Source organism: Nocardia sp. NPDC003345, from assembly GCF_053589395.1.
The window spans coordinates 1-17,809 of the sequence record NZ_JBSFRU010000107.1 but is presented as its reverse complement, the minus strand read 5'-3'; the positions used below and the strand labels follow the sequence as shown (position 1 = coordinate 17,809).

Below are 17,809 nucleotides of genomic sequence, written 5' to 3'. Positions count from 1 at the left end.
GCGTCGATCGGCGTGGAGTCCTTCGCGACCCTGGATATGCTCGGCATGGGCCCGGTCACCGGAATCGTGTCCGCCTTCGCGACCACCCGGGAACTCGCGCCCATCGCGGCCGCGGTCGGATTCGCGGCGCAGGCCGGTTGCCGGATCACCGCCGAGATCGGGTCGATGCGGATCTCCGAGGAGATCGACGCCATCGAGGCGCTGGGTCTGCGGTCGGTGCCGTTCGTGGTGACCACCCGGGTGATCGCCGGCGCGATCGCCATCGTGCCGACCTTCCTCATCGCGCTGATCGGCGCGTACTTCGCCTGCCGGGGACTGATAACCCTGGTGCACGGCCAATCGGCCGGGGTCTACGACCACTACTTCTTCCAGTTCATCTCCGGCTTCGACATCATCGCGGCCACGGTGAAGGTCGCGGTGTTCGGCACCGTGGTGATCTGCGTGCACAGCTACTACGGGTTCTTCGCCACGGGCGGCCCGGAAGGCGTGGGTATCGCCTCGGGGCGCGCGGTTCGCGCCAGTTTCGTGGCCATCATCGCCATCGACATGGTTCTGACGATCGTGCTGTGGGGTTTCAACGCGGCGATCAGTTTCACGGGATAGGGACAGATGCCGAAGTACGGAATGCCGGGGGTCGCCGCGGACCGGCGCAGCGCACGACGGGTCGGGGCGCTGGTGGTCGTGGTGCTGGCGGTGGTCGCCCTCACCGGATACGGGTACCGGGAGCTGACCTCCGACCGGGGGCTGCGGATCGCGCTGCGTACCGAGCAGATCGGCGACGGTGTGGTGGCCGGGACGCTGGTGCGGGTGGACGGGGTGCAGGTCGGATCGGTGACCGCGATCGCGCCCGCCGGCCGCGGCACCCAGGAGATCTCGCTGTCCCTCGACGATGCGCGGTTGCACGGGATCGACGACAGCATGCGGGTGGACTACGCCCCGGCGAACCTGTTCGGGATCAGCGAGATCGAACTGCTCCCCGGTACCGGCGGTGCGCCGCTGCGGTCGGGCGCTGTGGTCGATCTGACGGGGCAGCGCGCCGCCGATGTCTACGACGCCACCATGGGTGCTCTGCTGCGCAGCCTCTCCCAGACCAGCGGCACCGTGTTCACCGCCGATATGGCCCGGGTGATCTCGCAGGCCGCCGCCGACGTCAAAGCATTCACGCCGCTGGCCGAGGCCCTGATCACCGCGGGCCGGGTCATCGCCGACCACCAGTCCATGCCGGCGAACGAACTGGTGGGCCGGCTGGGACCGGCGTTCCAGGGCGGCGGGCAATTCGCGGGGGCGACCATCGAGGTGCTCGACCAGATCGTCGATATCGACGTACTGCGTACCGATCGCGCCGACTACGACGCCGGAGTGAAGGCCCTGACCGGCGATATCCTGCCGTCGCTCGCGGATACGCTGACCAGCGCCGGGCAGCTGTCCGGCTACACCGATATGCTCGCGCCCACCCTGAACCTGCTGGCGCTGGCGGTCCCGGACCCGCAGCAGTCCGCCGCCGATCTGCGGACCCTGCTCACCCGGCTCGGCCTCGCGTTCCGTGACGGACCGCAGGGTCCGGTGCTGGACCTGGAGGCCGAGATCGGTACCGCCGCGGGAGGTCCCCGGTGACCGCGCGTCGCGCCGCCTGGCGGCTGGGCCTGTTCGCCGCGGTGATGGCGCTGGTGCTGGCACTGGTGATCGGCGCCATCGAACGGCCCGTGGACGGCGACACCGAGACCCATCACGCGCTGTTCACCGACGCCAACGGCCTGAAATCGGGTGACGATGTGCGGATGTTCGGGGTGCAGGTCGGCAAGGTCGAGGCCGTGACCCTGGAGGGCGACAAGGCGAAGGTCCGGCTGACCACGACCACCGGCACCCCGGTCTACGACAACAGCGTGCTGGCCATCCGCTACCAGAACCTCACCGGCCAGCGCTATGTCGATCTGCAGCAGCAGCCGAACCCCGGTGTCCGGCTCGACGACGGTGCCACCGTGCCGCCGGAGCAGACCATCCCGTCGTTCGATGTGACCAGCCTGTTCAACGGTCTGCAACCGGTGCTGGCGACCCTGTCGCCGGAGGCGATCAACCAGTTCACCGAGAGCATGCTCGCGGTGATCGAGGGCGACGGCGCCGGAATAGGCCCCGCGCTGGACGCGATCGGCAAGCTCAGCGAGTACGCCGGCGACCGGCAGCAGGTGATCGGCACCGTGGTGCGGAATATGTCCGATCTCGCCGAGCGGGTGGGCGGACGCCTCTATCACCTGGTGCCGCTGCTGGCCCGGCTCACCGATATCTTCGAGGCCCTGCAACGCAATGTCGGCGGGCTCGCCGATTTCGCGATGAGCGCGCCGTCGGTGCTCGAACCGGTGGACCGGCTGCTGGCCGCGGTGGGCCTGAGTCCGGAGATGGGTCCCGATATCGACGCCATGATCCGGAACCTGTTCCCGGACCCGCGGCAGGCGGTGGATGTTTTCGGCCGGCTGCCCGGGCTGCTGGCGTCGGTGGATGCCGCGTTTCCGCGCAAGCCCGCCGGATTCGCACCCGAGTGCAGCCGCGGCGCGGCCGAGGTCCCGGCCCCGGTGGCGATCCTGATCGGCGGACAGCAGGTGGCGATATGCAACGGCTGACCGTCACCCGGACACGGTCGGCACTCACGCGGTGGTTCGACCGCGACCGCCCGATCACCGACGAGCCGACCGCCCGGCGCCGTCAGTTGCGGCTCGGGATCATCGGATTGTGCGCGGTTACGCTGCTCGCGGTCGGTGTGGGCGCGCTGTATGTGGTGCCGCTGGGCAAGGCCACCTACACCGCCGAACTGTCCGAGGCGCAATCGGTGAAACCCGGGGACGATATCCGGCTCGCCGGGGTGCCGGTCGGCGAGGTGAAATCCCTCGAACTGCGCCCGGATGCGGTGCTCATGCGGTTCACCGTGGACAGCGATGTCTTCGTCGGCGACCAGAGTTCACTCGATATCCGCATGCTGACCCTGGTCGGCGGCCACTACGTCGCACTGTTCCCGGCGGGCGGGAAACCGCTGGGCGAGCAGGCGATTCCCGCCGACCGCGTCCGGTTGCCCTACAGCCTGATGGACACCTTCCAGGACGCCACCGCGCCGCTGCGCGAAACCGACGGCGACACCCTGCGCCGCAATCTCGCGGCACTGGACACCTCCATCGACGCCGCGCCCGAATCGCTGCGCAGTGTGCTGGACACGGTCGGCTCCTATCTGGACGCCATCGAACGCCAGCGCACCCAGGTGTCGAATGCCATCGCGACCGCCGATGAATACGTGACCATGTACGACGGCGCGAAAACCGATCTCGGCCGGCTGATGGACAACGTCAATCTGATGGAGACCGTCCTGCTCGGCAAACGCGCCGAACTGCGCCAGGCGCTGGCGCTGCTGAGTTCGGTGGTGCAGCGGGTGAGCGCGCTGGCGCCCGCCTGGGATCAGACCCTGAAACCGAAGGTGCAGCAACTGGCCGACGCGCTGCCCCGGCTGCGGTCCTATGGCGATCAGCTGGAACCGATGATCGCCTCGGCCCAGAGCCTGGGCGCGAAACTGCGCGAATACATCGGTCCGGACGGCGGCGTGCGGGTGGACGAGTCGGGCACCACGATCACCGCGCCGGGACTCGATCCCGGGGCCGCGGTCTGTGTCCCGCTGCCCGGGAAGGTGTGCTGATGCCGAAAAAGGTTCTCGGATCCCCGGCGCTGATGTCGGTGGCGGGCGCGCTCGTACTGGTGCTGCTGGCGACCGCTTTGTACGTGATCGTCTTCCAGCCGATGAAGGCCACCCGCGCCTATTGCGCGATCATGCCCGACAGTATTGGCCTCTACCAGGGCAATCAGGTTTCGATGCGGGGGATCACGGTCGGCACCGTCACCGGTATCGCCCCCGAGGGCGGAAAGGTGCGCGTCGATTTCGAGGTCGACGCCGACCATCCGCTCTACGCCGACGCCGGCGCGACCACCGTGTCCGACACCGTGGTCGCCGACCGTGAACTCGCGGTGCTGTCCAGCGGGAAGATCACCGAGCAGTGGGATCCGGGGCAGTGCGTCACCAAAACCCTCACCCCCAAGAGCCTCACCCAGACCATCACCGCACTGGCCGAACTGTCCGACCGGGTCGGCGGCACCGAGACGCAGCCGAACGCGCTGGCAGGCGGTCTGGACGCGCTGGATTCGGCCTCCGCCGGTACCGGTCCGCGGATCAACGATCTCATCAACCAGCTGGGCCGGGTGCTCGAATCACCGGACGCCGATATCGCGCATCTGGCCGGTATCTTCGACGCCTACGCCTCGGTGTCGAACAAGGTCGCCGCGCACTGGGGTGATCTGAAGCTGATGCTGACCCGGCTGGGCCCGACCCTGAACCAGGCGCACAGCGAACTGCTCACCCCCGGTATCGCGCTGTTCGACGGGCTGCGCGAAGTGCTGCCCATGCTCGACGAACTCACCGTCATCCTGGCCGATCCGCTCATGTCGGGCCTGGACAACCTGGTCCCGCTGGTGAAACTGCTGCGCGCGAACGTGGGGTCGCTGAGCGAGATCGTGGCGACCACCCCGGTGCTGGCCTCGGCGTTGCGCACCGTCACCGACCCGGGTACCGGCGCACCCGGGCTCACCTACGCCCCGCCGCGGGTGGCCATCCCGCAGGAGAACGCCGAACAGGTGTGCGCCGCGGTGAACGCCCTCGCGCCCGGGCAATGCGCCGGCGCCGCGAACGGCATGGTGGATCTGCACCTCATGCAACTGGTACTGCGATTGGCGGGTGCGCGATGACGGCACGGATCACCCTCGACCTCGTCCGCGCCCGGCGGGTACTGGCCGCCGCCGGTGTGGCGGTGGCCCTGGGGATTTCCGGGTGCGCCTACGACCCGTCGGATATCCCGGTTCCCGGCGCCTCGGTCTCCGGGGGCGGCTATCCGGTGCGGATCGAATTCGCCAACGCGTTGAACCTGCCCGCGCGGGCGAAGGTGATCGCCAACGGCGCCCAGATCGGCAATGTGGAGAAGGTGGAGGTCGTACCCGGCGACGCCACCCGCGCCGGGTACGTGGTCGTCGATATCGAGGTGGACGACGCGGTGGAGCTTCCGGCCGCCACCGTCGCCGAACTGCGGCAGAACACCGTGCTCGGTGATATCCACGTCGCGCTCACCACACCACCCGACGGTTACGGCACGCTCCTGGAACCGGGCGGCACCATCGGCCTCGACCGCACCCGCCCGCCGGTGCAGCTCGAGGACACGATGGCCGCCATCGCGTTCTTCGTCAACAGCGGGTCGGTCGGTCATCTGCAGGACATCGTGAACCGGTTCAATTCCGTGCTGCCACCGGATCCGGCGCAGACCCAGCGGATCGCGCAGGTGCTGGCCACCGACGCGGTCGATCTGGCCGGCCATCTGGACCAGGTGGATCTGCTGCTGTACGGGGTCGCCTCGAATGCCGAGGTCATGCACGGTATTCAGGATGAACTGGACAATATCCTGCGCCCGGAATCGGTCGAGCGGATGAATGCCGCCACCGAATCCATCGCCGGGGTCACCGAGATCTTCGGTGGACTCGGCCCGGTGGGGCAGTCGCTGACGTGGCTGGCGCCGCTGGCGCAGTCCGGCGGGGCGGCCGCCTCGGCGTTCATCCCGTTGCTCACCGGGGGCCCGCTGGATCTACGGCAGCCGTCGAACCTGAACTTGCTGGTCGAACTGCTGCGCAACAAGATCATCCCGTTCGTGGAGAACGGCCCGAAGGTCGATGTGAGCGCGGTACGCACCGGTGATCCGCAGTCCGCCGACGACCGGGTGAACCGGATCATCGATACCCTGCGCATGATCGGAGCCGTGCGATGAAGACCGGACCGCTGGCCTCCCTCGGCGGGATCGCCGCGATCACCCTGCTGGGAGCGGGCTACCTGACCTTCGGTGTGGTGCGGGCGGATCCGTTCGCCGGCTACCTCGACGCCTCACTGGTCCTCGACGATTCCGGTGGGCTCGGCGTCGGTTCGCCGGTGTTGCTCACCGGTATCGAGGTGGGCCGGGTGACCTCGGTGGACCGCGGCGCCGGGGGCGTGGAGGTCGGATTCCGGGTGGAGGAGAACCATCGGCTGCCCACCGACAGCGTCGTCACCGTCGAACATCTCTCCGCGCTCGGCGAACCCTATGTGCAGTTCGTGCCGAAAACCGGCGCCGGACCCTATCTGGTGGACGGCCAGCGACTCGAATCCGAGGATATCCGCACCCCGCTGTCCATACCGGACGCCGCGCGCATGGTCACCGAGACCATGAACCAGCTCGACCCGGCGACCATGGGTTCGCTGGTGCGGACGCTCAGCGATGCCCTGCACGGCACCGACGCGGTACTGCCCGAACTCACCCGCGCGGCCGATCTGCTCGCCGCCACCATCATGTCGCGCGAACCCCGGATCGCCGAACTGCTGGACAATTTCGAGACCGCGGCCGCCGACAGCGACTGGTCCGGCCCGGCGACCTCGGCGGCGGCCACCGAGTTCACCCGGTTCGCCGAGGTGCTCGACGATTTCATCGAATCGGTGGGGCGGTTCACCGGCGACGAGGGGTCGCCGGAGATCTACTACCAGGACGGCGGCCTGGTGCCGCTGCTGCGGAAACTGCGCGCGGTACTGGACGAGATCGGGCCCGAACTGGCCGAATTGCAGCCCGGGCTGGTGCCGTTGACCCGGTCGCTGGAAACCACCGCACCGCAGATCGATATCGGCAGCCTGCTCGGCCAGGCGCTGCGCGGCACCGACGAGGATTCGGTGCGCGTCCGGGTCGGCGTGCGATAGCGGCCGGGTTATTCGTCGGTATCGGCGCGGTCGAGGATGGCCTGGGCGCGCGCGTCGACATCGCCCAGTGCCGAGATCAGGTCGAGCGCGCCCAATTCCGGTGGGGTCTCGTCGGCCATCTTGCGCATCTCCGCGAGCAGGGCGTCGATATCGTCCTCCGGCGCGGCCCGCCGTCTCGGTGCGGGGGCCTCGGTGCGCTGCCAGGCGATGGCCTGATGCCACCACGGATCACCGGTCGCCCAGGCCCACATGGTCTTGCGCACCAGCGTCGTATCGTCGGTGTAGAGCCGGTAGAACTCGTCGAGGTTGCGGTGTTCCAGTTCGAAGATCTCTTCGGGTAATCGCCGGGACCGGATATGGCACATGGGTGCGCGCGTGACCTCGAGCGCCGGATCGCGCGGATCGGGCAGGGATTCCAGGATTTCGTCGAGCATGGTCTCGGTGAGGTAGGGCAGCGTGATGTTTCCCATGGTCACCCGGACCCGGGCCGCGCCGCGCGGGTTGTAGAGCCGCCTGGTGGCCACGTCCAGGACACCGAGATCACGGTCGGCGGTGAGGGCCAGCAGGGCGCGCAGGCAGTCGAAGCGGTCGTCGACGGTCGCCTCCAGCAGGGCGCCGCGGGCGTCGGGGCGCCGGTACACTCGCAGACCGGTACCGGAACGGTGGATCAGCGTGCACACCACCCCGACCGCCGGTAACGGCTGCGTCGGCTCGGGCGCCTTGTCCATGGCCAGATAACGCTCATACGCCCGTTCGGCCGATTCGATCGCGGCCGCCGGCAGTACGGCGAAAAGAGAACTCACCCGCCAAGTACAGCAAAGTATCCGACTCGGCGCTGGTTCACTTCCGATAAATCCGGCCGTGACAACAGAATTCGTGACATTTCAGATACCCGCCACATCGGCCGCCTGGCCGATCACATAGGTCACCGCCATCGCCAGCGCGCCGCCGGCCACCACCCGGGCCACCGCGCGGGCTCGGCTGCCGCCGCCGACCCGCGCACTGATCGAGCCGGTGAGCGCCAGCGCCAGCAGCACCGCCACCATCGTCACCGGTATGCGTGCCGAGGTGGGCGGCAGCAGAATCGCCAGTAACGGCAGGAGCGCTCCGAGGGTGAACGAGACCGCCGAGGAGAACGCGGCATGCCAGGGGTTGGTCAGTTCGCCCGGGTCGATGCCGAGCTCGGCTTCGGCGTGCGCGGTGAACGCGTCATAGGCCGTCAGTTCCTCGGCGACCTGCCGCGCGGTCTTCGCGGACAGGCCCTTGGCGTGATAGATGGCGATGAGTTCGTTCAGCTCGTCGCGTGGATCTTGCTCGAGTTCCCGGCGCTCCTGCGCGAGCAGCGCCTTCTCGGTATCGCGCTGGGTGCTCACCGAGACGTATTCACCGACGGCCATGGATATCGCGCCCGCGCTGATCCCGGCGATCCCCGCGGTGAGGATCGTATCGGTATCCGAAGAGGCCGCGGCCACGCCCACCACGAGGCCGGCCGTCGATACGATGCCGTCGTTGGCGCCCAGCACACCGGCCCGCAGCCAATTGAGCTTGGCCGCGAGCCCGCGCTGCGGCAGGTAGCTGCCATCGATCCGCTCTGCCATAGCTGCAGGCTATGTCAACAACCGCATGCGAGAACACGCCGACCCGATACGGTCCGCGAGCCGCGTGGTCCTCAATTCGGCACCGCGTAGAGATAGAGCAATCCGGCGGTCGCCAGGCCCATCAGCGGTGTGAGCACCCACGTCTCCACCTTGTTGCCGGTCCGGGAGATGATCGGCAGCGCCAGTCGCGGTTTCATCGGCCACAGCAGCGGACAGCCGCGATCGGTCAGGCAGTCGCCGGCGATATGGATCAGCGCGCCCAGGCCGAGCGCGAAGGGTAGCCAGTAGGGGGCGTCGGGAAGCCAGCGGTCCATGAGCACCGTGCCCGCTCCCGCCAGGAAAACGCAGGTGCCCCAGGCGCGGAAGGAGTCGCCCTTCGGGGTCAGATGCAGGGCCCGGATGCCGAAGGCCAGCATGATGAAAATGGTCGCCAGGGTGAAGTACCGGCCGAGGTAGGTCACCCCCGCCCAGGTCGCCCATCCGGCGAGCAGAACGAACAGCAGGCCGTGTGTGCCCTTGCGATGCCCGCCGGATACCGCCGCCACTCCCTTGGCCGCCACATGGCTGAACGGTCCCAGCGATCGGCCGATCGTCCCGCCGGGGTGGTCGATATCCGGAACCAGCGCCGCACCGGCGGTGATGAGCGCGCCGAGTACCAGTTCGAGCGCGCTGATATCCACGGGTCCGCGCACGGCTTCCATCACCGCTGGGGGAACGACGGTCGCGGCGGTGACGAATGCGAGCGCACCGCTGGTGGCATGGGAATGGCCGAGCAAAAGGAAATCTCCGGTCTCGCGTTGTAAAGGGTCGTAACGCTTCAAATTAGCAATCGATACCGACACGGCCTTCCGTCGTGGGACCGACAGCGACGCGCCGGGAGTCGCGTCGGCGCGAGACACGCCGTGTCCTGGGCGGTCTCGGCAAATCGGCCTGCGTGAGCGCTGTCCCGAGTCGGTGATCGATGCAATGCTGTCGCCGTCGGATCACATCAGGGGAGATCCGCACGCCCAGGGGGAGATATGAACGATTTCCAGCCGATCCTGCACCGGGTACCGGGTTTCGAGCCGTCGAGCGGTTCTCCGGCCGCCGCGGTTTCCACCTCGTCACCCGGGCCCACGGCACCGGCCGGCACCCGATCGGACCGTTCGCCCGGGTGCGGCCGGGTCGATCGCGCAGTAGCGCGCACCAACCGCAGCGCTCCGGCCGGTATCCGGCGGGTCCAGCGGAGCGCCCATACCGCCGAGCGGTCTCCGGCCACGCCCGGTGCCCGGGAATTCGCCACGCAGGCGCTGCGAATCCTGCTGGAGGTGCTGGACAGGCGACGCCCGGTCGCCCAGCTCGCCGGTCTGTGCGCACCCGCGCTGGTGCACGCGATCGGCGGGCTGGTCGCGGGCGACCATGTCCCGAGCCGCGCACTGGGATCGGCCGCGCTGACCAGCGTGCGTCTGGTCCCCATCGGGGAGGACGCCGCCGAACTGGTGGCGATGTACCGGCGCGGCCCGCGCCGGCTCGTCATCGCCGGCCGGATCCAGCACGACAGCCGCAAGGGCTGGGTGGTGACGGCACTGCGCCTCATGTGACGGGCCGCCCCGCCGGATGACAATCGGTCGGAGAAGGTGTACCGGCATTGCTTCGGACAGGCACGTCCTCACACGGGAACCGACTCGCGAATCCGGCCGTCGAAGCTCTTATCCGGTTCGGCCGCACCCGTGAGCCGAGTGAGAGAAATGGTTCGGCCATGGAACAGGCCACCGTGTACCGCTGGAATATCCGCAACGGGACCGGGGTACTGTCCCGGCCCGACGGTTCCTTGGCGTGGTTTCATGTGTCGAGCGTGGAACAGTCCGATGCGTTGACCTTGCGGGAGGGCGACCTGGTCGACGCCGAGGTCGAGAACGTACCCCAAGGGGAGTACGCGAGTCGCGCCGTATCGGTCCGGCGCCACGTGCGGTAACCATCTTCTCCCTCGTCGTGATCATCGCCGGGGCTCGCCTGAGGTGGCCCGCGGCCGCCGGCCTGGCGACTATGCCTACCACCCCGATGACACCTGGTACCGCTACGACGGTGACCACCTCGAATTCACCATGCGCTCGGCCTGATCGCATCCATCGGACCGGCCCGCCGGTAATTGGGCTGCGTCGGCCGGTCGGGTGCCGCAGACTGGCCGGATGCGTGCACGTAGTGTCGCCGAGCTGACAGCGGTGCTGTCCAGGGGTGAGCGGGTGAAATTCCTGCCGTTCTGGGGACATCGGCCCCGCGCCGACGGCCGCGTCGGTTCGGAATGCCTGAGCCAGTGGTGGCCGGCCGAGTTCGTGGTGGACGGCCGGACCTTCCGGACCGCCGAGCATTACATGATGTGGGCGAAGGCGGAGCTGTTCGGTGCGGCGGAACTCGCGGAACAGGTGCTGGCAGCCGGGAATCCGGGCGCGGCCAAGGCATTGGGACGCCGGATCGAGGGGTTCGACGAAGACCTCTGGGCGGCAGACCGGTTCGAAATCGTCGTGACCGGGAACGTCGCGAAATTCGGGCAGCACGACGAGCTCCGCCGGTTCCTCCTCGGTACGGGCGATCGGGTGCTGGTGGAGGCCAGTCCGGTGGACCGGATCTGGGGTATCGGTATGGCGGCCGACGACGAGCGGGCCGAGGACCCGAGCCGCTGGGAAGGGGCGAACCTGCTGGGGTTCGCGCTGATGGAGGCCCGCGCCCGGCTACGCGGTGACAGCGGGACCGCCACCGCGCAAGATTGAGCCGGGTGCTCGTTCTGCCCGTGCCGGGGCCGGGACGCGGCGGACGTTGTTCCGTCCGGCGCATTCGATCGCCCGGTCCCAGCGGCTCCGATCCGGGTGATGCGGACCCGGACCAGGGGCGCCGGGATACGCTCAGGCTTCGCTGGGCTGGACGATTACGAAACCCTCACCGTCGAGCCGGAGCTGGTACATCTCACCCGACCCGCCCCGCACCATCGACCCGAACGATTGTGAGCGGTTGAGGGAGGTCTGCAGGTTGGCGCTCCACCCGACCACCGCGTCGGTATCGACGAAGACCGGCGCCTGCGGCTGGACCGGGATGATGATGGGCACCCCGGCACAGATCAGGCCGAGCCGGCCCTGGCCGGTGAATACGCAGTTGAAGAGGCCACCGCCGGCCATGCCGACGCCTTGGACGAGGCGGATGTCGTAGTGCAGGCTCGCGTCGAAGACCAGGACGTTGCGGCCGTTGAGGGTGAGCGCGTCGCCCTGGACCAGATCGACGATGAAGCAGTTGCGGTCGAAGTGGGCGAACCAGGCCTCACCCTGCCCGCGCACCGACATGAGCGGTACGCCCTCGCCGGTGAACGCGCGCTGCAAGAACTTGCCGACGCCCTGACCTTGTTTCTCGAACTGCAGGTTGCCGCGGAACGCGACCATGGAGCCCTGGCGGGCCAGGCAGTTGCCGTTCACGGCGTATTTGAGCGATTTCGCGCTCTGCCGGGTGAGGCCGGGGGCGGTGGCGGGCCGGGCGGTGTTCTCGGCGGAGAAGAGATCGCTCTGCATATATCGATCCTGCAGTACCGGGCGTTCTCGCGGGCCGGAACCGGCGGCGGTCAGACGTGGGGGCGATGGGCCCGGATATCGACCGGTCGCCCGTCGGGATCTTCGGCTGTCATCGTCCACTGGGTGGGCAGCGTCTCGATGAGACCGGCCGGGAAGCCCGCGCCGAGGATCCGTTCGCGGACCTCACAGAGCTGCTCGTAGGTCGCCAGCCGCAGCCCCCAGCCGGCGCGGCCCAGCGCATCCGGGCCGGAGGGTGCGGCGGCGGTGGTGGATTCCACGATCATCAGGTGGTCGGCGCCGCCGACATCGACGACAGCGATCCGGGGGTCGGGCCCGGTGGCGGCGCGTTCGAAGGCGAGGCGGGCGCCCAGCAGGCCGGTGTAGTACGAGACCAGCTGGTCGAGGTCGGGCGTGGCCAGGGTCAGATGATTGATCCCGAGAAGATCGGACATGATGGTTCGAGCCTACGGACTCCGCCGCCGACCCGTCCAGGACGGTTTCCGGCCGCACCCCGCCCGCGAGTTGCCCGCTTTGCCCTGATCGGCCATGTTCTACGCTGCTGTTCCGACCAGGAGCGGAGGATATATGACCGTCGACGACGAGCCGCGCGGCCGGCGACGGGATGCCGTGGCGACCAGGGCGGCGATCCTGTCGGCGGCGCAGGAACTCTTCGCCGAACGCGGCTACGAGCGGGCGACCGTCCGTGATATCGCCACCCGGGCGGGGGTGAATCAGGCGCTGCTGTTCCGGTACTTCGGGAACAAGGACGAACTGTTCCGGGCGACCATGACCGACCGGGGCCGCTCGGTGCTCGGCGACGGTCCGGTGGACGCGCTGCTGTCCCGGTTGCTGGAGCGGGTCCTCGAACCCGCCGGTGGAGTGTCGCCCGGGAGTTGGTTGCAGGCGGCGTTGCGGTCGAGCGGACACGAGGAGGGGGCCTCGGTGATCCGGCGCGAACTGGGGGAGGAGTACCTGCGCGCGCTGGCCTCGCTCACCGATAGCGGTGACGGCGAGCTGCGTGCCGACCTCCTGCTGGCCTGGTTGCTGGGGATCGGGTTGGTCCGTTCGGTACTGCATCGCGAGCCCCTGAACAGCTCCGACCCGGCGGAGATTGCCGGTCATGTGCTGCGGGCGGCCGGAGTGCTGCTGGAGCGCAACGACCCGGAATTCCCACCGCGGTAACACCGCGAAATCGTTGACCACGCTTCGGGAAACCCCTTACCCTGCCTAAGTAAGCTACTGCTTACATAGGCTCGCGCCCGGCGCCGGGCGCCCCGGGAAGGGAGACCCGAATGACTGTGAAGACCGAGGTTCGCCGATTCCCCTTCGGCGAACCGGTCCGCCTCGATATGGATCCGCTGTTCGCGCGACTGCGCCGCGAGGAACCGGTATCCCGGGTCGAACTGCCCTACGGCGGCGAAGGGTGGCTGGTGACCCGCTACGAGGACGTGAAACTCGTACTCGCCGACCCCCGGTTCAGCCGCGCGGTCACCGTCGACCGTGAAGACGTCCCGCGCGCCACCCCCGCACCCGCGCGCGCCGATTCGCTGCTGAGCATGGACCCGCCCGAACACAGCAGGCTGCGCAAACTGGTCGCCAAGGCGTTCACCGCCCGGCGCGTCCAGGAGTTGCGTCCGCGGACCCGGGAAATCGTCGACGCCGCGCTGGACACCCTCGAATCCGCCGGTGCCCCCGCCGATCTGGTGCGCAATTTCGCGCTCCCGGTGCCGGTGACGGTGATCTGCGAAATGCTCGGCGTCCCCCCGCGCGATCAGCACCGGTTCCGCGATTTCTCCGACGCGATCCTGTCCACCACCGCCTACACCCGCGAGCAGATCGAGGACGCCCGCGACCGCCTCGAAGGTTATCTCGCCGAACTCGTCGCCGAACGCCGGCAACGGCCGACCGATGATCTGCTGGGCGCGCTGGTCACCGCCCGCGACGAAGAGGATCGGCTCAGCGAACGGGAACTGGTGAATCTGGGTGTGGGCATTCTGATCGCGGGCCACGAGACCACCGCCAACCAGATCGCCAACTTCGTCTATATGCTGCTCACCCAGCGCGAGTACTGGGATATGTTGCGCGCGGACCCCGGACTCGTCCCCGGCGCGGTGGAGGAACTGCTGCGTTACGTGCAACTCGGTTCCGGTGGCGGGCAGCCGCGGGTGGCGACGGAGGATGTGGTGCTCAGCGGGGTCACCGTGCGGGCGGGCGACGCGGTGTTCGTGAACACCCAGGCCGCCAACCGCGACGAATCCGTTTTCGACGATCCGGAGCGGCTCGACCTCACCCGGCAGCGCAATCCGCACGTGGCATTCGGTTACGGGGCCCACCACTGCCTGGGCGCGCAGCTGGCGCGGGTGGAACTGCAGGTGGCGCTGGAAGCTGTGATGCGGCGCTTCCCGTCGCTGCGCCTGGCGGTGCCGGAGGCCGAGATTCCGTGGAAGAAGGGGTTGCTCGTGCGGGGTCCCGAGAAGCTACTCGTGACCTGGTGAGCTGATCGGCCCGCGCTCGGTCAGGGCTGCTCCGCGGTCGGCGGATGTTGCGGTGCCCGCTGAGCGGAGCGCAGCTGCTCGCGTAGCCGCGCCACCGTGTCTTCGAGTTCGAGGATGCGCGCGACGGCGGCCAGGTTGGCTCCCTCGCCGGTCAGGGTGGTGATACGTGCCAAGCGGGACAGGTCGGCGCCGCTGTATCGGCGGGTGCCGCCCGCGCTACGGGCAGGGGTGAGCAGGCCGTGCTGTTCATACAGGCGCAAGGTTTGTACTCCGATCCCGGCCAGTTCCGCGGCTACCGAGATCGCGTACACCCCGCGCCCGGCGCCCGGCAGGGTGTCGTGTGGTGGTTCCATTTCTAGTCCTCACCTCGTCTTCTGTACTCGAATCCAGATTATCTGACGATGCCACTTGCACTCTCCTGGGTCGAGTGCTAAATAATATCTGTGTCAGATGGCATAGGTTATCTGACGGAGAGCCTATCGAGAATGGAGTGAGTGGAGGTGGCGACCATGCTGATGCGTACCGATCCGTTCCGTGACCTGGATCGCCTGACCCAGCAGGTGTTCGGAACGCCCGCCCGTCCGGCGGCGATGCCCATGGATGCCTGGCGCGAGGGTGACGAATTCTTCGTCGAACTCGACCTGCCCGGCGTCGACGCGGAGTCACTCGAACTGGACGTCGAACGCAACGTGGTGACCGTGCGCGCTTCGCGTCCGGCCTTGGACCCGGGCAGGTCGATGATCGCGGCCGAACGCACCCGGGGCGTGTTCTCCCGGCAGCTGTTCCTGGGGGAGAACCTCGACGCCGACGCCATCCGCGCCGACTACCGGGATGGGGTCCTGCGACTGGTTGTCCCGATAGCCGAGAAGGCCAAACCTCGCAAGATCGAGATCGCCCGCCACGACGAACGCCAGGCCATCAACGCCTGAACCGCGCGATGGAGGCTCGACGGGCACCGACCCAGCGCTGCCCGCCGTGGCGGCGAAAGGGCCGCACTACCCCTGATCCGACCACGATTTCTCGAAGGGAGGTGATGTGCAATCTACAGATCCGCGACATCGACTCTTCCTAGGATCTGAACAACGTTTCTTCGGCCCCGGTGGCCGGGCACCCCGCCCGGCCACCGATTACATCCCGTACCGAGCCCCTTTTCGAGGAGGATCGCCATGACCGTGTTACCGACCGCGTCCGAGGCCGACCACGTCGCGCAGGACATCTTCGCCGACGATGACGACCTCGCCCTTCTGGCCTACTGACCGGGACCGGCACCGCAGCCTGAACGACCCGTTGTGTCCTGCAAGGAGTAATCCCGTGCCCCGCAACACCGTTTCCGCAACGACGCCCGCCGACGGGAGTGTGGTCTGCTGGCCCGAGCCCAGTCCACTGCACGACTGGTGGACCGAGATCATGGACGGCGTGACGCCGACCCGGGCCCTGGACCCCGCCAACCACCCGGGTCTCTTACGGCTGAGCGGGCCGCGGTCTCCGCGGATCTGAACCGTCCCGGTTCGGCCGGTCGCGGAATCCGCGGCGATACTCTCCCGGTGTGGTGCCGACCAGTACGCGGAAGCGGCGGCGCAGGTTCACCGCCGATACCAGGCCGACCCGTGTGGCGACGGCTTCTACGGGCAGATCGGTGTCCTCGAGCAGTGCCCGCGCCTGGGCCACCCGGCTGCCGCGCAGCCAGGCGCCCGGAGTGGTGTCCAGCCGGTCGGCGAACCGCCGGGACAACGTCCGTGGTGAGACACCGAGTCGCGCGGCCAGGTCGTCGACCGAGAGCGGGTCGGCGAGGTGCGCGGATGCCCAGGTGAGCAGGTCGTCGAATGGATCGGTGGGAGGCGGGGTGCTGTCGCCGGGGTGGGGCGGCAGCGCCATATGCCGCCGGATGAGGTCGGCGTGCGCGGGGCCGTGATCCCGGCCCACCAGATGCAGGCACAACTCGATGCCCGCACCCGCCCCCGCGCTGGTGGCGACGTCGCCGTGATCGATGAAGCGCCGGCCCGCCTCCACTCGCACGCGGGGGAACTGCCGCTGTAACCGGTCGGCCCGCGCCCAGTGCGTGGTGGCCGTCCGATGGTCCAGCAGCCCGGTGCGGGCCAGCGCGAACACCCCGGAACAAATGGTGACCAGCCGGGCACCACGGGCATGTGCCCGCAGCAGCGCGTCGCGCACGCTGCCGGGCAGCGGCGACTCGACCGGGGCCCAGCCGGGCAGGATCACGGTATCGGCGGTCTCGAGCGCGGCGAGGTCGCGGGCGACGGAGATGGTGTATCCGGCCGAGGTCGGCACCTGGCCGGGGGTCTCCGCGCACACCTCGAATTCGTAATGCTGTGGGATACCCGCCCGCTCGGTGCCGAAGACCTCGACGGCGCATCCGAGCTCGAAGGTCGACTGCACCGGCCGAACCAGGGCCACCACACGATGCATGGCAGGAAAATACCCCACCCTGTCCGGCCCGGCTCTGTTGCGGATCGGCCGGCGGCGCCACCGTGAAGACATGTACCCCGAGATCCTGGCCCAGGAGGGCTACCGCGCGGTGACCGTCGGCGAATCGCCGGTTCGTGAACTGTTTCCCGGCATCCGGTCGCGTTCGCTGTGGCAGGGACCGGACGGCGCGCACGCCCATGTGCTGGAGATGGATCCGGGCAGTTCGTGGCCGCGTCGCGATGTGCACGAGCCCGGCCCGGAGGAGGTCTACGTGGTCGCCGGCGTCTTCAACGACGGCGCGCGGGATTACCCGGCCGGCACGTTCCTCCACGCACCCGCCGGGTCGTGGCATGTGCCGGCCAGCCCGACCGGATGCACGCTGTTCCTCTTCTATCCGCAGGGCTGAGATCTGCTATCCGCAGGGCCGAGATCTGCTATCCGCGGGGCCGAGATCGCGGAGGTGCGGATGATCGATCACCGCTGTCCGCACTGAGACGAAATCGACCTGCCCCCAGTGGGAATGCCCCGGAAAGTAAGGGCGGGTGAGACTGTAACTGCGGCGGGCGTGTACCCGAAGCAAACAATGACGGTTGTATTCACGATGTTCGCGAGTCGGGGACGCGGGCAGGTGCAGACGTCGGTTCCATGTTCGCCATCGATAGTCGAGAGGGCTCGATATGCCTCGGTTTCTGCAGTACCTCCTCTTCCTCAACATGCTGGGCTATCTGTCCGGCGCCTTCATCGTCTGATCGGGTCCGCCTACCGGTGCTTTCCATGGCCGGTAGGCGCGGGTCGCCCGGCCCTCGTTCTCGGCTTCGCCTATGCGGAGGTGAGGTGGTGATACCGGGCGGTGAGGCTTAGACCGGGTGACATCGATCCGTTAGATTGGCGAACCGGGTGGCCGGCGGTCACGCGGCCGCAACGTCGAGGATGGGATCGTGATGACCAAGACCGCACTGGTGACCG

The 17,809-nt window shown here is 68.5% G+C and carries 22 protein-coding genes; 15 read left to right on the top strand and 7 right to left on the bottom strand.

Going from position 1 to position 17,809, the window contains the following annotated elements; all coding sequences use genetic code 11:
• The 7 genes from ACWDU1_RS14595 to ACWDU1_RS14565 all read left to right on the top strand — a co-directional run.
• A partial coding sequence (locus ACWDU1_RS14595; RefSeq protein WP_449998742.1) for an ABC transporter permease occupies positions 1 to 603 on the top strand: 603 nt, incomplete at its 5' end.
• A gap of 6 nt (positions 604 to 609) precedes the next feature.
• Positions 610 to 1,614: an MlaD family protein gene (locus tag ACWDU1_RS14590; protein ID WP_449998740.1), complete on the top strand. Its 1,005-nt coding sequence runs from the start codon at positions 610 to 612 to the stop codon at positions 1,612 to 1,614.
• Positions 1,611 to 2,615 (top strand): MlaD family protein, encoded by a 1,005-nt coding sequence (locus ACWDU1_RS14585; RefSeq protein WP_449998738.1) that lies wholly within the window; start codon positions 1,611 to 1,613, stop codon positions 2,613 to 2,615. Before ACWDU1_RS14590 ends, ACWDU1_RS14585 begins: the two co-directional genes overlap by 4 nt.
• On the top strand, positions 2,603 to 3,673 hold the full coding sequence (locus tag ACWDU1_RS14580; RefSeq protein ID WP_449998737.1) for an MlaD family protein: 1,071 nt from the start codon (positions 2,603 to 2,605) through the stop codon (positions 3,671 to 3,673). Before ACWDU1_RS14585 ends, ACWDU1_RS14580 begins: the two co-directional genes overlap by 13 nt.
• The gene (locus ACWDU1_RS14575) at positions 3,673 to 4,773 is read left to right on the top strand and encodes an MlaD family protein (protein WP_449998735.1); all 1,101 of its coding nucleotides are present in this window, start codon (positions 3,673 to 3,675) and stop codon (positions 4,771 to 4,773) included. Before ACWDU1_RS14580 ends, ACWDU1_RS14575 begins: the two co-directional genes overlap by 1 nt.
• Complete coding sequence (locus ACWDU1_RS14570) at positions 4,770 to 5,837, top strand: MlaD family protein (RefSeq protein WP_449998734.1); 1,068 nt, start codon at positions 4,770 to 4,772, stop codon at positions 5,835 to 5,837. The genes ACWDU1_RS14575 and ACWDU1_RS14570 overlap by 4 nt, the downstream gene beginning before the upstream one ends.
• Positions 5,834 to 6,790 (top strand): MlaD family protein, encoded by a 957-nt coding sequence (locus tag ACWDU1_RS14565; protein WP_449998732.1) that lies wholly within the window; start codon positions 5,834 to 5,836, stop codon positions 6,788 to 6,790. The genes ACWDU1_RS14570 and ACWDU1_RS14565 overlap by 4 nt, the downstream gene beginning before the upstream one ends.
• Before the next feature lie 8 nt (positions 6,791 to 6,798).
• Here ACWDU1_RS14565 and ACWDU1_RS14560 read toward each other — a convergent pair whose 3' ends face one another.
• The 3 genes from ACWDU1_RS14560 to ACWDU1_RS14550 form a co-directional block, all read right to left on the bottom strand.
• On the bottom strand, positions 6,799 to 7,593 hold the full coding sequence (locus tag ACWDU1_RS14560) for a hypothetical protein (RefSeq protein ID WP_449998731.1): 795 nt from the start codon (positions 7,591 to 7,593) through the stop codon (positions 6,799 to 6,801).
• Between the two features lie 81 nt (positions 7,594 to 7,674).
• The gene (locus tag ACWDU1_RS14555) at positions 7,675 to 8,388 is read right to left on the bottom strand and encodes a VIT1/CCC1 transporter family protein (RefSeq protein WP_449998729.1); all 714 of its coding nucleotides are present in this window, start codon (positions 8,386 to 8,388) and stop codon (positions 7,675 to 7,677) included.
• Positions 8,389 to 8,459: 71 nt separating this feature from the next.
• Positions 8,460 to 9,164 (bottom strand): metal-dependent hydrolase, encoded by a 705-nt coding sequence (locus ACWDU1_RS14550; RefSeq protein ID WP_449998728.1) that lies wholly within the window; start codon positions 9,162 to 9,164, stop codon positions 8,460 to 8,462.
• 243 nt (positions 9,165 to 9,407) lie between these two features.
• Between ACWDU1_RS14550 and ACWDU1_RS14545 the strand changes: the two genes are divergently transcribed.
• The 3 genes from ACWDU1_RS14545 (at position 9,408) to ACWDU1_RS14535 (ending at position 11,135) form a co-directional block, all read left to right on the top strand.
• Positions 9,408 to 9,968, top strand: coding sequence for an Rv3235 family protein (locus ACWDU1_RS14545; RefSeq protein WP_449998726.1), 561 nt, complete (start codon positions 9,408 to 9,410; stop codon positions 9,966 to 9,968).
• Between the two features lie 158 nt (positions 9,969 to 10,126).
• On the top strand, positions 10,127 to 10,342 hold the full coding sequence (locus ACWDU1_RS14540; RefSeq protein WP_449998724.1) for a cold-shock protein: 216 nt from the start codon (positions 10,127 to 10,129) through the stop codon (positions 10,340 to 10,342).
• Positions 10,343 to 10,556: 214 nt separating this feature from the next.
• Positions 10,557 to 11,135: an NADAR family protein gene (locus ACWDU1_RS14535; protein ID WP_449998722.1), complete on the top strand. Its 579-nt coding sequence runs from the start codon at positions 10,557 to 10,559 to the stop codon at positions 11,133 to 11,135.
• A 132-nt stretch (positions 11,136 to 11,267) separates the two neighbouring features.
• On the opposite strand, the gene ACWDU1_RS14530 is transcribed toward ACWDU1_RS14535, so the two are convergent.
• A complete protein-coding gene (locus ACWDU1_RS14530; RefSeq protein ID WP_449998721.1) occupies positions 11,268 to 11,921 on the bottom strand; it encodes an AIM24 family protein in 654 nt (217 codons plus the stop codon).
• 50 nt (positions 11,922 to 11,971) lie between these two features.
• Positions 11,972 to 12,373, bottom strand: a complete 402-nt coding sequence (locus tag ACWDU1_RS14525) for a VOC family protein (RefSeq protein ID WP_449998719.1) — start codon at positions 12,371 to 12,373, stop codon at positions 11,972 to 11,974.
• A gap of 133 nt (positions 12,374 to 12,506) precedes the next feature.
• Here ACWDU1_RS14525 and ACWDU1_RS14520 point away from each other — a divergent pair, with 133 nt between their 5' ends.
• Complete coding sequence (locus tag ACWDU1_RS14520) at positions 12,507 to 13,103, top strand: TetR family transcriptional regulator (protein WP_449998717.1); 597 nt, start codon at positions 12,507 to 12,509, stop codon at positions 13,101 to 13,103.
• Positions 13,104 to 13,213: 110 nt separating this feature from the next.
• Positions 13,214 to 14,416, top strand: a complete 1,203-nt coding sequence (locus ACWDU1_RS14515) for a cytochrome P450 (protein ID WP_449998715.1) — start codon at positions 13,214 to 13,216, stop codon at positions 14,414 to 14,416.
• A gap of 20 nt (positions 14,417 to 14,436) precedes the next feature.
• On the opposite strand, the gene ACWDU1_RS14510 is transcribed toward ACWDU1_RS14515, so the two are convergent.
• Positions 14,437 to 14,769 carry a MerR family transcriptional regulator gene (locus tag ACWDU1_RS14510; protein ID WP_449998713.1) on the bottom strand — a complete coding sequence of 111 codons (333 nt, stop codon included), beginning with the start codon at positions 14,767 to 14,769 and terminating at the stop codon, positions 14,437 to 14,439.
• Between the two features lie 156 nt (positions 14,770 to 14,925).
• Here ACWDU1_RS14510 and ACWDU1_RS14505 point away from each other — a divergent pair, with 156 nt between their 5' ends.
• Together ACWDU1_RS14505 and ACWDU1_RS14500 are read left to right on the top strand one after the other, a co-directional pair.
• A complete protein-coding gene (locus tag ACWDU1_RS14505; protein WP_449998746.1) occupies positions 14,926 to 15,345 on the top strand; it encodes an Hsp20/alpha crystallin family protein in 420 nt (139 codons plus the stop codon).
• 382 nt (positions 15,346 to 15,727) lie between these two features.
• A complete protein-coding gene (locus ACWDU1_RS14500) occupies positions 15,728 to 15,913 on the top strand; it encodes a hypothetical protein (protein ID WP_449998711.1) in 186 nt (61 codons plus the stop codon).
• On the opposite strand, the gene ACWDU1_RS14495 is transcribed toward ACWDU1_RS14500, so the two are convergent.
• A complete protein-coding gene (locus tag ACWDU1_RS14495; protein ID WP_449998709.1) occupies positions 15,878 to 16,843 on the bottom strand; it encodes a GlxA family transcriptional regulator in 966 nt (321 codons plus the stop codon). The genes ACWDU1_RS14500 and ACWDU1_RS14495 overlap by 36 nt on opposite strands.
• A 70-nt stretch (positions 16,844 to 16,913) precedes the next feature.
• On the opposite strand from ACWDU1_RS14495, the gene ACWDU1_RS14490 reads away from it, so the two are divergent.
• Positions 16,914 to 17,249: a cupin domain-containing protein gene (locus tag ACWDU1_RS14490; protein ID WP_449998744.1), complete on the top strand. Its 336-nt coding sequence runs from the start codon at positions 16,914 to 16,916 to the stop codon at positions 17,247 to 17,249.
• The last annotated feature ends 560 nt before the right edge of the window (positions 17,250 to 17,809 follow it).